At 47.5% G+C, this 14259-nt stretch carries 14 protein-coding genes and 1 pseudogene; 11 read left to right on the top strand and 4 right to left on the bottom strand.

Annotation, left to right across the window (positions count from 1 at the left end; all coding sequences use genetic code 11):
- Positions 1-92 precede the first annotated feature (92 nt).
- The 7 genes and pseudogenes from ACBP55_RS34455 (at position 93) to abc-f (ending at position 6738) form a co-directional block, all read left to right on the top strand.
- Entirely contained in the window at positions 93-704 is a 612-nt protein-coding gene (locus ACBP55_RS34455; protein ID WP_464648160.1) for an amino acid ABC transporter permease, read from the top strand.
- 20 nt (positions 705-724) lie between these two features.
- A complete protein-coding gene (locus ACBP55_RS34450) occupies positions 725-1375 on the top strand; it encodes an amino acid ABC transporter permease (RefSeq protein WP_173190950.1) in 651 nt (216 codons plus the stop codon).
- Between the two features lie 34 nt (positions 1376-1409).
- Positions 1410-2169 (top strand): annotated as a pseudogene (locus ACBP55_RS34445) (TSUP family transporter).
- Positions 2052-3464, top strand: a complete 1413-nt coding sequence (locus tag ACBP55_RS34440) for an ATP-binding protein (protein WP_464648159.1) — start codon at positions 2052-2054, stop codon at positions 3462-3464. Before ACBP55_RS34445 ends, ACBP55_RS34440 begins: the two are co-directional and overlap by 118 nt.
- Positions 3465-3469: 5 nt before the next feature.
- A complete protein-coding gene (locus ACBP55_RS34435) occupies positions 3470-4372 on the top strand; it encodes a response regulator (RefSeq protein WP_464648158.1) in 903 nt (300 codons plus the stop codon).
- Between the two features lie 122 nt (positions 4373-4494).
- Positions 4495-4638 (top strand): hypothetical protein, encoded by a 144-nt coding sequence (locus ACBP55_RS34430; RefSeq protein WP_171640423.1) that lies wholly within the window; start codon positions 4495-4497, stop codon positions 4636-4638.
- 105 nt (positions 4639-4743) lie between these two features.
- Positions 4744-6738, top strand: coding sequence for a ribosomal protection-like ABC-F family protein (gene abc-f, locus ACBP55_RS34425; protein WP_464648157.1), 1995 nt, complete (start codon positions 4744-4746; stop codon positions 6736-6738).
- 361 nt (positions 6739-7099) lie between these two features.
- Here the strand turns inward: abc-f and ACBP55_RS34420 are convergent, their stop codons facing one another.
- Positions 7100-7384 (bottom strand): IS3 family transposase, encoded by a 285-nt coding sequence (locus ACBP55_RS34420; RefSeq protein ID WP_464648156.1) that lies wholly within the window; start codon positions 7382-7384, stop codon positions 7100-7102.
- Between the two features lie 47 nt (positions 7385-7431).
- Positions 7432-7719: a transposase gene (locus tag ACBP55_RS34415; protein ID WP_464648155.1), complete on the bottom strand. Its 288-nt coding sequence runs from the start codon at positions 7717-7719 to the stop codon at positions 7432-7434.
- 180 nt (positions 7720-7899) lie between these two features.
- Between ACBP55_RS34415 and ACBP55_RS34410 the strand changes: the two genes are divergently transcribed.
- From ACBP55_RS34410 to rarD, 4 genes are all read left to right on the top strand, one after another.
- A complete protein-coding gene (locus ACBP55_RS34410) occupies positions 7900-8598 on the top strand; it encodes a pirin family protein (protein WP_464648154.1) in 699 nt (232 codons plus the stop codon).
- Between the two features lie 25 nt (positions 8599-8623).
- Complete coding sequence (locus tag ACBP55_RS34405; protein ID WP_464648153.1) at positions 8624-8956, top strand: hypothetical protein; 333 nt, start codon at positions 8624-8626, stop codon at positions 8954-8956.
- A 72-nt stretch (positions 8957-9028) separates the two neighbouring features.
- A complete protein-coding gene (locus ACBP55_RS34400; protein WP_464653537.1) occupies positions 9029-10114 on the top strand; it encodes a nitric oxide synthase oxygenase in 1086 nt (361 codons plus the stop codon).
- Positions 10115-10453: 339 nt separating this feature from the next.
- The gene (rarD, locus tag ACBP55_RS34395; RefSeq protein WP_464648152.1) at positions 10454-11344 is read left to right on the top strand and encodes an EamA family transporter RarD; all 891 of its coding nucleotides are present in this window, start codon (positions 10454-10456) and stop codon (positions 11342-11344) included.
- Positions 11345-11850: 506 nt separating this feature from the next.
- Here rarD and ACBP55_RS34390 read toward each other — a convergent pair.
- Positions 11851-13515 (bottom strand): MORN repeat-containing protein, encoded by a 1665-nt coding sequence (locus ACBP55_RS34390; protein ID WP_464648151.1) that lies wholly within the window; start codon positions 13513-13515, stop codon positions 11851-11853.
- Positions 13516-13565: 50 nt separating this feature from the next.
- Positions 13566-13952: a DUF4280 domain-containing protein gene (locus ACBP55_RS34385; protein ID WP_029197689.1), complete on the bottom strand. Its 387-nt coding sequence runs from the start codon at positions 13950-13952 to the stop codon at positions 13566-13568.
- Between the last annotated feature and the right edge of the window lie 307 nt (positions 13953-14259).

Genomic DNA, 14259 nt, shown 5'->3' with positions numbered 1-14259 from the left:
GAGATGGGTGGCAGCTGCTGCCCATCTTCTGTCTATGAGGGGGGAGCGCATGCCGGATTTTCTCGATTTTTACCGATTATTTTGATATCTACATGAAGGGCTTCTTCAATACGATCATTGCCAGCGTTATTGCATTAATTGGCAGCTTTGTGCTGGGTACGGTCATTGCCATTTTTCGTATTGGATCGGTGAAACCGCTGCAATGGCTAGGGACTGCTTATGTGGAGTTCATTCGAAACATACCGCTCTTGCTTGTTGTATTCGTGTTCTTCTATGGGCTGCCGTCCATCGGCATTACCCTTAGCGGATTCATATGCGGGACCTTAGGCCTTACGGTGTACACGGCAGCTTTTATCGCAGAAGCGATCCGAGCCGGTATTATGTCGGTGCCCAAGGGTCAATCTGAGGCGGCACAATCCTCGGGACTGACCTATCTCCAAACGATGTGGCATATCGTCCTTCCGCAAGCGATCAAAATTGTCATACCGCCGCTCAGCAACCAATTTATTAACCTCGTTAAGAACTCGTCGGTACTTGGCGTATTCGCAGGCTTAGACCTCATGTATTTCGGGGATCAGGTCGCAAGTGAGACCTATGCTACGTTCGATACCTATATCTTCGTTGCTGTGCTTTATTTGATACTCACGCTGCCGCTAAGTTACGTAGCCTTGCGTCTAGAACGTAAATTAGCCCGCGCAGACTGACTATAGGAGGGGGTGAGCGAATGGATATCATGCAGGCTTTCTCAGCTGATAATGTAAGGTTTGTATTTGAAGGTTTCTATATGACGCTTAAAGTCGCTGCGATCTCTATTGTATTTAGCTTTATCGTGGGATGTATTGTCGGTACAATCCGGTATACGAAGCTGCCGGTTGTTTCACCCATTCTGGCTATAGCAGTTGAGCTTCTTCGCAATTTACCACTGCTGTTAATCATATTTTTCTCGAGGTTCGCCTTACCGGATATCGGGATCAAACTCGGACCCATGAATGCGACGATTTTGGCATTAACGTTATTTGAAGGTGCGATGATTGCGGAGATTGTGCGAAGCGGGCTGAATTCCATTGATAAAGGACAGATTGAAGCCGCTAGATCTTCAGGATTAGGTTATGTGCAAACCCTTTGGCATATTGTTCTGCCTCAAGGGCTGCGCCGAATGATGCCGCCACTAGTGAGTCAATTTATCTCTTTGTTAAAAGATACGTCTCTTGCGATTGTTATTTCCTTGCCTGAACTGATGCACCATGCGAAAATAGTAATTGGACAAAGCTACAGTTATACCATTCCAATTCTATTTTTAGTGGCTATTCTGTATTTCGCTGTGAATTATGCGCTATCACTAGCAGCTCGCAGGATGGAATCAAGATTGGTATAAGAGGAATATAACATCCAGAAGGAGTCTTGGCATCATGTTACATGTAAGTTGGGAAATGATGATATTCATCATCATCGGTGGTTTTGTAGCGGCATATGTAGATTCAGTTGTAGGTGGAGGAGGGCTGATCGCTCTACCAGTTCTACTGGCCACGGGGTTACCCCCGGCTGTTGCGCTAGGAACGAACAAATTGGCGGGCACCATGTCTTCTCTGACGAGTACGATTTCTTTCATGCGGTCTGGGAATGTTGATCTAAAAGCCGTACGCGGTTTGTTCTTTTTATCTCTCTTAGGAGCCGTGTGCGGAACGATGGTGCTCCGGCAAATTCCATCTGATTTCTTAAAGCCGCTGGTTATCGTTATGTTGATATTGATCACCATCTACACGATTTTTCGCAAAAATTGGGGGGATCTTTCTACCTTCCGCCAATTCTCAACGAAAACAGCGATGTTAATGGGCTTCGCCGCATTCGGTTTGGGCTTTTATGATGGCTTCTTTGGGCGGGACCGGTTCCTTTCTTATTTTCGTTTTTCTGATGTTAGGATTCAATTTCGTCAAAGCGGCTGGTAATTCCAAAGTCCTAAATTTCGGGAGCAACGTGGCTAGCTTGGCTACTTTCATGGTTCTGGGATCCATTAATTATGGGATAGGCATTCCGATGGGAATAGCCATGGTTTGTGGATCTTTACTGGGCTCACGCATGGCGATCCGCAAAGGCTCAGCGTACGTTCGACCGCTATTTCTTACCGTTTGTATCATCCTAATTGGCAAACAGATATGGGATATCTTATAGGGGGTGAAAGGCTGGGACGCTTAAAGAACGAAGGGCTGCAAATGATTCTCGTCGCAATCGTGACGGCCATAGCCGGAGAGTTTAAGATCACACCTTTCAGTGGCGAAGTGTTTCGGATTGGACTTGGCAGCAGCGCCTTTTTACTCAGTTTGCTTTTGATGAAGCACCTGCCTTATGTCTATACAGGTATCATTACCGGGATCACGGTCCTGCTATTTCGGACGTTGGAGGATGGTATCCTAACGCAGGGGGCCGCGTCCTTCAGCGCGAGCGCGCAAACGCATTTATCAGCCGCATTTTATTATATGGCCTTCGCGATTGCTATGAGCTTGATTAAACGGGAATGGGACCAATTCCACCCTTTTGTGCTGGGATTGTTCTTATCGGTTATTGATCTTATGTCCAATGAGATTGAATTGCTGGCGCGCAGCTTGATTTTTCATTCAGCGAACATGTTTACTGAGCAAATATTGTATATCACCGTTACCGCTGTCGTGCGGAGCTACTTCGTGGTTGGTATCTACAACAGTGTGACCATAAATCAGATGCGAGTCGTGCATAATGAGCAGCAGAAGCGTATGGAGCAGATGTTAAATACGAATAGCGGTTTATATGGCGAAGTATTTTACTTGCGGAAGTCGATGGATACAATTGAGCAAATAACAGCCAAGAGCCACAATTTATATGAAAAAATCAATGGTGCGGGGTTAAAAAGCTACTCTCGTACCATTTTGGAAATTACCCAGCAAATTCACGAGGTCAAAAAAGACTCGCAGCGCATCCTAGCCGGGTTATTGAAGCTGTTCGATCGCGATTTCGCTTCCGATATGAGGCTGGCCGAAGTCATGGAATTCGCTATCAAATCCAACCTGGGTTACAGTGCGATGCTTGGCAAAAAGATTCAATTCAAAAGCGATATTCAAACGGACTATTGTTCGGATCAATACCTCCCTCTTTTAACCGTCATCAATAATCTCGTGTCTAATGCCGTTGAGGCGATTGAAGTTCAAGGATCGATTCTCGTTAGTGCTTATGAGCAAGGTGCTGAGACCATCATACTCGTTGCTGACAATGGTGTTGGCATTTCTGAGCAGGATAGGGATATGATTTTTGCACCTGGATTTACGACCAAATTCAATCAGGAGGGCTTTGCCGCGACAGGGATTGGACTTTCTCATGTGCGAGATATTGTTCATTCTTTAGGCGGAGACATTCATTTGCGTTCTGACGAGCCGGGTTTTCAGACCACTTTTGTGATAACCATATTGACCGATACGTTGAAAAAAGGAGCGTAGAGATCATGCTGTCGTTCGGAATTGTTGACGATGATGCGGTAAGTAGACGGATGCTGCAAAAGATCATTGAAAAAGGCGGTTTAGGCGAAGTCGTTGGTACGGCTGGCAGCGGGAGCGAAGGGGAGAAGGTTCTTCTGGAAACCACACCCGATGTAGTGGTCATTGACTTATTAATGCCGGATCAGGATGGAATTGAGACGATTATTCGGTTGAAGGAGCAAGGTTATCAAGGGAAATATGTGATGATTTCGCAAATTGAAAATAAAGAAATGATTGGCAAGGCCTATCAAGCTGGTGTCGAATTTTACATTCAAAAGCCAATTAATAAAATTGAAGTGGAAGCTGTGCTGTCCAAGGTTAATGAGCAATGGAATATCAGCCGCTCCTTGCAGGAGATTAAAGAATCTTTAACCAAGTTAAGTTTACTGCACACAGGCCCTGAGAGTATTCGAAAAAAACGCAGCGTCCGCGAAATTATGCAGCCCATTCTCATGGATATGGGAATCGTGGGGGACACCGGCAGTCGCGACTTGATGGACATTATGGAACATCTCGCACGTCATCATAAAGCGGAAGGAATTCCGCCGCTCAAGGAGCTTTATGAAACCGTTTCTAGATGCCATAAGGTGAAGGAAGCGGATGTTGAAAAAGAAGGCAAGGCCGTCGAACAACGGATTCGCCGTACCATTATGGCGGCATTAACCCATATCGCCAGCATCGGATTGACGGATTATAGCAATCCGAAATTTGAGCATTATGCGCCTCTTTATTTTGAATTCCAGGATGTGCGTATGAAAATGAAAGAAATCGATGAGAACTGGAAGCCGGAGAGAGGCAAGGTTAATATTAAGAAATTTCTCCAAGTTCTCTATCTTGAGGTTACGGATAAGATGCGCAGCGAATATTAATAATAGGGCTGACAAGAAGAAAATTAGCGTGGATAAGAACAAAAATAGGGCAGTTTCTGGTTGCGAATTGACCGTTGGTTATGGTATTTTGAATTAATGAAGAAGAAGGAGGTGAAGGTAGGATGAATCGAGAGTTCGTGAACAACCGTGTGAGCCAGTTACCCATTGCGATGGCTGGCATCGTTCATGCAGCAGTCAAAGACGCGAGAAGTCTGTCCATTTATGCTCATACGGAATTACAACTCACGAAAAGACACCTACCTTAACCCTCAAACGGATAAATCCGAAAGGTCGTAGGAATTTTCCTGCGGCCTTTTTTTTGTACGTAGGCGATGGATAGGGTCTTTCACAAATTAGGAGGATCCTTCATTATGTTAATTATTAACGGTCAAAATATAAAGAAATACCATGGTGCGCAGCTGGTTCTCGAGGATGTTACGTTTGAAATTCATCAGGGAGAACGAATAGGACTTGTGGGACGCAATGGCAGCGGTAAATCGACCCTGCTTCGCCTTATCTCTAAGATGGAGAAGCCCGATGAAGGGCAATTAACGGTGCGAAAAGATACGCGGATCGGTTATTTAGCACAAATCCCAACGGAGTGGGAGAGCGGTACGGTGTATGATGTGCTGGCATCCAGCTTTCAAGGGATACTTGAATGCCGCGCCAATATGACGGAGCTGGAGCAGCGGATGTCGAGCTCAGAAGTCATGAGCGATGAGAAGCAGCTGGATCAGCTGCTTAAGCGGTACGCACAGCTGCAAGAACGTTTCGAACGGGAAGGCGGCTACGAGCTGGATGCAAGAATCGACCAAGTCGCGAACGGACTTCGCATTGCACGGGAGTTTTACGAGCGGAGCTTTGCCTCGCTGTCCGGAGGGGAAAAGACGAAGATTGCGCTCGCTTCCCAGCTGATCGGCAAGCCTGATTTGCTGCTGCTGGATGAGCCAACGAATCATCTGGATTTGTTCGGTGTGGAGTGGTTGGAGGACTATCTCACCCATTATGATGGCGCATGCTTCATTGTTTCTCACGACCGCTACTTTCTGGATCGGGTTGTTACGAAGATCGTTGAGTTGGAAGATGGCGAGTCTACGACCTATCTGACTCCATACTCGGGATATGTGAAGGAGAAAGAAGTCCGACTGCTGCAGCAGTTTGCTGATTATCAGGAGCAGCAGAAGGTCATCAAAAAGATGAAAGAGACGATCAAGCAGCTGACGGAGTGGGGTCGGGTAGGAGGGAACGAGAAGTTTTTCCGCCGGGCGGCTTCTATGCAGAAAGCGCTGGATCGGATGGAGAAGCTCAAACGGCCTGTTCTTGATCAGAAGGCAGCGGAATTCGGATTGAAGCTGGACGACCGCTCCGGTCGGAGAGTGATTCGTTTCGAGGATGTGAACAAGCGATACGGGGATAAAGTGCTTCTGCAGCGGGCAAGCGGCTTACTGGAATATGGCGAGAAGGTGATGCTCGTCGGGTCAAACGGTTCTGGCAAAACAACGCTGCTGAAGATGATTCTGGGTGAAGAGCAGCCTGACCAAGGGGAGCTCGAGCTTGGAGCGCGAGTCGATATTGGTTATCTGGCTCAACAAGAATATCCAGAGGACCATAAGAAATCGGTGCTGACTTACTTCTGTGAGGAAGCGAAGCTGGAGGAAGGAGAGGCTAGGGGCCGACTTGCTGCTTATTTATTTTATGGAGCAGATGTGTTCAAGTCAGTTAGTTCTCTCTCGGGTGGTGAGTGGACTAGATTGCGATTAGCACTGCTTGTGCTGCGTAAGCCTAATTTACTTATTCTCGATGAGCCCACGAATCATATGGATATTGCCTCCAGAGAAGCGTTGGAAGAGGCACTGGAAGAGTTTCCTGGAACCGTGCTGGCTGTGACGCATGATCGTTATTTTATGAATCGGCTGTCTCGCAAAATATGGGAGCTGGATCAAGGACGAATTACCGTTTACTTGGGTAATTTTGATGACTATAAAGAGAAGAGCGCTCAATTGCGGGTTAATCAAACGAGTAGCAACATGGGCGTTGGGGCGCGGAAGATACTAGGTGCTAGTGATGCTCCGAGACGCGCTGTGGATGATACTTTACCAGTTGGGGCTAAATCTAAGGCGAGTGCTGCGGCTAAACATTGTGCCGATGAGACGCCGCGAGCGAAGTCTAGAAGCTCATCCGTATTCACACGGGAGAGGTTAGAAAAGCAGATTGCGGCTGGCGAAGCGCAGTTGAACCATCTGGACCAGCGGCTAGAGAATCTGGCGGCGGATGAACTTAGTCAACTGTGGGCGGAAAGAGAAGCGGCGCAGGAGATGTTGGATAGGCTCTATGAGCAGTGGATGCAGATTGAGGAGCAGGAATAGAAAAAGGGGAGCGGAGGCTCCCCTTTGGTTTGAGTGGGCGAGGCCCAGCTTGTTGGTTTGGGTTGGGCGGAGGCCCAGCTTTTAGGATTAGGGTGAGCGATTCTCACCCTTTTTTTGTTCCCGTGGATTCCGAGACGGCGATGTTGGTCAAACTGCATCACGTCGCGGAACCACGAGGCGCTATTTAAAGAAAATAGCGCCAAATGGGCATGCCGCGGAACGTGAGGGCTCTATTTGTTAGAAATCGCGCGATTAGAGGGCGGAAATAAGGAAATAGCGGAACGACGTTCCGCGAAAGCCTGCAAACAGGCAAAATCATCGCAAATAACGTATCGACGTTCCGCGAAAGCAATAAAGCAGCTCAAACCGATGAGGTGTCTTGATTCGTGGTGGCATTAGATTTCCGCACTGTGCGCGACTCTAAGCCGAGTTTCTTCATCAGACGACTAACTGTTTTAGAAGACACCATATGGCCTTCTTTGAGCAACTCTTCTGTGACTCTTGGGCTACCATAAAGCTGTTTGGATTTCTTGAAATGATACTGAATTCGTTTTTCGAGTACGATCCGACGATTCTCACGAGAGCTAGGCTTACGTGTGAGCCATTTGTAATATCCGCTTTTTGATACGTGCAATACGCCGCACATCTTCTCGACCGGGTACTGGAAGCGGTGTTTAAAAACAAACGAATAAATCAGCGCGGGTCCTTTGTGAAGAAGTGCTTCGCCTTTTTTAAAATTTCATTTTCCTCCCGTAACTCCCGGTTAAGTTGTTCCAGTTTCTTCAATCGTTCATAGTCGACAAACACTTGGGTTTGTGTCTCCAGAGTACCGCTTCCATACTGTTTAATCCAACGACTTAAGGTACTTTTAGGGATATTTAGTTCTCTGGAAATCTCAATTGGTCTCTTATTCTCTGTTTCCATGAGTTCAACTGTTTTTCGTTTAAATTCCTCATCATAACTTTCACGTTGGTTTCCCATGCCACACCTCGACCTTGAATTTCGTTTAAGGTGCATAGAATGCTTAAGCCAGTCCATACCCTCTACCTCAGAGGGCAAAGGTTTTTTGACGTCTGGGAGATCTTTCTGCCACCGTTCTGACATGGAAGTCTATAGCCCAAATATGATAAGCTATACGTATTAAAGAAGGAGGCGATTGCTGTGATACAAGTTTTCCCTGCGCATACGCGTAATACAACCGATCTGGGCTGGCTAAAGAGCCATAAGAATTTCTCGTTCGGCGATTATTTTGATGAGGATAATGTAGGTTTCGGGGTTATGCGTGTTTGTAATGACGATGATATTGCCGCTGGTCGGGGCTTCGGTCCACATCCCCATAGCGACATGGAGATTGTCAGCATCGTTCTCAGCGGAGCAATTAAACACGAAGATAGTCTGGGGCATGTTGCTGTAACGGGAGTGAATGGCGTGCAGCGGATGTCAGCTGGAAGCGGCGTGATCCATGCCGAGTACAATGCGTCGGAGAAGGAACCGATGAGTTTGTTTCAGCTTTGGTTCATGCCTTCTAAGCGGGGCTTGGAGCCGTCTTTTGAGAATGTTACCTATGAGCCTGAAGCGTTGGTCAACGCACTGCTTCCGGTAGTTACGCCTGAGGGGGGCGAGCATGCAGCCAAGATCCATCAGGATATGAGCATTTACTTGAGCAAACTGGAAGCGGGCAAAGAACTTGTGTTTAAACAAGGAGAGAATCGACGTATTTTTCTTATGCTCATAAGCGGGAAGTTATCTGCCAATGATGCTCTATTAGAAACTAAGGATAGCGCTCGTATGGAAGCTGAACAGACGGTTGCTATTCGTGCGATAGAAGATACACATTTCATGCTAATCGATCTGCCATAATGAATGATGAAGGAGGGCTAGGCGGATGAAGGAAGTCTTTTTAATTAAACATGCAGTGGGCGGTCGAGCGTTCGTAGATACAGGTAAGCATCCGATCCCCTACACGTGGGAGCAGGTTGGAGACCAATGGGTTTTTACCGTGCAGATAGAGAAGAAGGAAGATATCGCTGAGCTTTTGAAATGGAAAGAGGAACTCAACGTTTTCCTATTCCAGGAGTTTGAGAATGAGCCAACAAAGAAATTATGGTTTTATATAGGCGATGATTCCGTTCACTATTCCGAGGAAAAAGGCGAGTTAACCATTGCAGCAAAGTCTCAAATCGTCTACATTCCTGATCAGTTTAGCGCGCAACTGTAACTCAACATAGGGAGAGCTGTGCAAGTGTCAACTGCTTGTGGGGCTCCCCTTTATCGGATTGGAGCAACATCTATGAAAGTGCAGGATCAATTACTAGAGAAGGCAATCCCTTTTATCCAGGAATGTTATAGTGAACTAGGCCAAAGCTCGGGCGAAATCGAGGTCCGTCTTGCTGAAATTACCGAAGCTATTAGGTATAAAGGTTACTACGAACATACCCGTCAAGAGCTTGAGCATGGGGCGAAAATGGCATGGCGTAACAGCAACCGTTGTATCGGTCGATTGTTCTGGGAGTCACTGACTGTACACGATGCTCGTTATATAGAAACCGAAGAACAGATGGCTGAGGCACTTTTTCGTCATATAGAAACAGCGACCAATGGCGGCAAAATCCGTCCAGTGATTACGATTTTCCCACCTACGCATGATTCGGCTCATGGAGCCTTTATTCATAATGATCAACTGATCCGTTACGCGGGCTATGAAACTGACAATGGGATTCTCGGTGACCCAGCTTCAATTCAAATAACGGCGTTCTGCCAATCGCTTGGATGGCAGGGGGCCGGGACGCCTTATGATGTGCTGCCGCTTGTTGTTCAAATGGGAGACCGGAAACCGAAGCTGTTTGAGATTCCTGCCGAGTTTGTTCTGGAAGTGGATATTACACATCCGGATATAGCAGCGTTCGATGATTTGCAGCTCAAATGGTATGCCGTACCGATCGTGTCGAGTATGTACCTTGAAATCGGAGGGATTCACTACCCCGCTGCGCCATTCAATGGTTGGTACATGGGCACTGAAATCGGGGCGCGAAACTTTGCAGATGAAGCGAGATATGACATGCTGCCGCGTGTAGCGTCTGTCATGGGTCTGGATACTCGGCGTGATGCCTCTCTTTGGAAAGATAGAGCGCTTGTTGAGTTAAATGTGGCGGTGCTGCATTCGTTTCAACAGCAGGGAGTAGCTATTGTGGATCATCATACGGCGGCGAGGCAATTTAGGAGTTTTGAAGAGAAAGAGCAGAAGGTCGGTCGTGATGTCACGGGTGATTGGTCTTGGCTGATCCCGCCGCTATCTCCGGCGACGACGCATATTTTTCATCAGCATTATTCAAATGAAGTGAAATTGCCTAACTTTTTTTACCGGCATGAGGTCTGAGCATTCGCAAAGGGATTGCATCTCCGTTTATGCATAGCACCAAAAATCGTGTAAGTCGGATCCCCGGAAATCGGGGATTTATTACCACATAAGAAAGTATAAATTTTCGGTTCCCGAAAACCGATTTCTTATTGGCGATAAAACCTAATATAGGGATCTTTGGTTGTAGACCAAAGTCTCTCCGCTTATAGGGATCTTTGGTCGTAGACCAAAGTCTCTATATTAGGTCGCTCATCTTTGAATGGCCTCGATAGAGGTTTTCTCATTTGAAAATTGACCTATGGACAAATTACGAGATTCATAGAATTGTGTTATAGACATTGAAAAGAGGATTTTATAATGAAAAAAGGGCTTTGGTACGCCATTCTAGCCTATATCGCATGGGGCTTGCTGCCAGTTTATTGGAGGTCTTTTGGATCTCTGCTTGCGGGTGAAATATTGTCTCACCGTGTTATCTGGTCATTTATATTCATGGCCATTCTCTTACTGATAGGGAAAAGCCGTTGGAAAGAATTTCGTGAGATGGTTACGAACCGGAAAGCACTGCTCATGATCGGAGTCAGCAGCATCTTAATCAGCTCCAATTGGCTGATATTCATTTGGGCCGTCAATAACGGTCATGTTATCGAGACGAGTCTCGGGTATTATATTACCCCGTTGATAAACATCATGCTGGCGGTCCTGTTTCTACGTGAAAAACCAAGCCGCAGTCAGTGGGTGGCCGTCGCTTTGGCGGGTGCCGGCGTTTTGCTGGCAACCATCGATTATGGCAGATTCCCATGGGTTTCTCTCTCACTAGCGTTTTCCTTCGGCCTTTATAGTCTTGTCAAAAAGAGGGTTTCCTACGATGCCTCTATCGGTTTGGCAGGGGAAACCGTCATTGTATTCCCGATAGCAGTCGCGTATATTGCCTACTTACACTTCTCACATCATGATTCCGCATGGGCGTTACCGCCTATCTCCTTAGCGATGCTTTTATTGTCAGGAGTGGCAACCGCTTTGCCTCTGTTATGGTTTGCAAAAGCAGCTGCTCGGCTGCCACTTTCCATGCTTGGATTCATTCAGTATATAGGTCCTTCCATTACGCTGCTTTTAAGTGTGTTCCTATTTAAAGAGAAATTCTCCCCAGTGCTTCTCATCAGTTTCTCCTTGATCTGGACGGCGCTGATCGTTTACGCACTCGCGTCGATGCGAGTGGCGAGGACTTCGGGAACTTCTATAGCGAAGTAGGAAAGACAGAAAAAACCGTTCGAGACATAGTCTCGGACGGTTTTGTTAGTTTAAGCTTAGGAATTACCTCCTTAAAACTGATTTAGAGGAACGACGATCCCTTATTTTGGGATTTAGATGCTAGAAATGAAAATAGAGGAACGTGAGTGCCTTATTTGTTAAAATAAGCACGATTTGGGAGTAAAACAACGAAAGAGCGTATCGTCGTTCCGTTTGCCCCGAAATTCGAGCTTTTTCACCCAAATAGCGGAACGACGTTCCGTCAAAGAGTGGATAACGCGATTACATGGTCGGTATTTTACGCATTGCTATCCTTCCACGTGCAAAAGGGACCCATTAACACATGAAGGACTTGAGGCAGCGTCATCTGCAAAAGGAACCCATTAACACATGAAGGACTTGAGGCAGCGTCATCTGCAAAAGGAACCCGTAACACATGAAGGACTTGAGGCAGCGTCATCTGCAAAAGGAACCCGTAACACACGAAGGACTTGAGGCAGCGCCTCTTATTTGGTAGAGCTGACCTGAAGCAGGTGAGCTTCTTTGGTTTTGTTGAAATGTGTGAAGGTGAAGATGAAATCACCTTTGTAGTAGCTGTTCGTGTAGGTGCCAGCCCCGGCACCTACCGCGAGTTCCATGACGATGTAGCCGGCATCGTTCGGTTCTCCGCGCTTTTTGATGGTCTCGATGGCTGGCTGCAGCAGCGCCAAAGGCTTCGAGCCCCAAATGCTGAGGGAGGTGACAACGGCCTCCTTCGGGTTGCCCTTGGACGGCTCTACCAGCAGCGACAGCTGGTAGGCTGGATAGTTCAGCAGCAGCTTAACGCCTGCTGCTGTTGCCGGATCGGCCGCGCCAGCGCCGACGGCCGGCGGAACCGCGGCGGCGTCGCCCGCAGCCGCCGCTTCCGCGGAGGCGGCCACTGGCGCCTCCTGGCCCGCGAGCATGACGCTGGCATCCTGCAGCGTCACCTCGGCCGGTTTGCCCAGCAAGTCTTCGACTTTCTTGCTGGACAAACCGAGGAAGCCCTGCAGGCTGGCCTGGCCGCCTGCAAAAAAGCTACGCAGCAGCGGCGCGCCGTCTGCGTCAAACAACGTACCAAGGCCGTCATAGACGCTGGCCTTGAAATCGCCTTTGTAGACGAGTTTACCCAACTCGTCATACTCTTCTCCGGCGCCGCTCAACACGCCGCTCTGGAACGTGCCTTTGAAGCGCGGCACGCCCTTCTCATCGAAGGCGGTGCCTTCGCCGCCATACGCGCCGGCGAGGAATTGGCCTTTATATTTGATCAGGCCATTCACATAAAACTCGGTGCCATCTCCGGAATAGCTGCCGTTCTTAAAGCCGCCTTCATAGATGAGATGGCCCTTCCCATCAAACAGCTTACCAGCCCCGTTATATTGACCCGCTGCAAATTCACCCTCATATTGCGCGATACCGCCAGAGGAGAACAGCTTTCCAGCCCCATTATAAAGGCCGCCGTTAAACAAGCCTTCATACAAAAGATCTCCGCTAGGCGCGAACAATTTCCCTGCCCCGCCGTATTTACCATTTTGAAATTCGCCGATATACTGCACTTTCTGCTGCGCATCGTATTGGGTTCCCGCCCCGTTAAAGGCGTCTCCGGCAAATGCACCTTTATATTGCAGGGTGCCGTGTTCGTCATAAAGGGAGCCGCTGCCTGATTTTTGCCCCTTTTCAAAATCACCTTCATACGCCAGCTTGCCGTTTTCATAAAAAAGCTTACCTTTGCCGGCATATTTGCCATCAACCAGATCCCCTACATAGAGAGCATCCTTTTGGGCACCCACAACTTTGCCATTACCTGAAAAACTCGTAAGTTTAGGGGTATCTTTCTGAAGGACAGGAACGCGATTCAACCACTTATTGACGATCGCAGGGGGGCGAATAAAGATAAAAAAGATCAAAACGAGCAGGAATAAAGTGATAAAAAGAAGCAATCTTTTGGAGACATAATAGGAGCCGATCAAAACGTAGTTTTTCAGTGACGTTTCGCGCGTCTGAAGCATGACCCTAAGGACCTGTTGAAACTTAATGATCGCTAGTTTGGGCAGCCTTCCGACTGTTGCGATAGCTTTCATGATATGCCCAATGAATGGCGCAACGACAGGCCTTAGCACTTTTTCAATGGTTTTGACCGGCTGGATCTCCAAATCTTCTCACTCCTAGATGGAATTATTAAATGAGGTATTTTTAAAATGAGTTAGGGCACCTGAATGGTCATTTGCCCTGGTTGTTGAATTTGAATGACGCCGCCCCAGTTGCACATACATTTGGACGTATTGTTCAGCGCGGGCATGTTCGCGACGAGCACAGTCGGTGATCCAGGAGCCCAAGGCGCCGCTGTTACTGGCACGCAGGGCATGGGAGTCAGAACGCCAAGTGCAGCCGCCGTTGCCGCAGCAACCATCGGATTCGCCATAGAATTGCACATCCCAAACGGCAGGATGTTCACCATCGGCTTATTATCCATAATGTTGGCAATGGGCATAGCGGTCATCACCATGTTCGCCGGAAGCACCATTAATGTACCAGGCGCGGCCCCGAACGAGCATTGCAGCATCGCACCACCGCAAACGAGGTTTCCCATGTGAATCTCTCCTTCCTTGTGCAAAAATCGCGCCGCCGTGCTTCCAGAGTAGGACATTAAGCATGTTTTTCAGCGTTAAAGTAGCGGAATTAGTAACCGTCTTGCGTTTAAGGTTGTTTTATATCGTTAAAGTAGCTATATAGGTGATTAGTTGCAGATCTGGCAGGTAGTAAGAATGTTTTACATCGTTAAAGTAGCGAAATTAGTAACCGTCTTGCGTTTAAGGTTGTTTTATATCGTTAAAGTAGCTGTATGGGTGATTAGTTGCAGATCTGGCAGGTAGTAAGCATGTTTTTCAGCGTTAAAG

The sequence above is a fragment of the Paenibacillus sp. WG02 genome (genome assembly GCF_055396115.1).
This window is presented reverse-complemented; position numbering and strand designations above follow the sequence as displayed.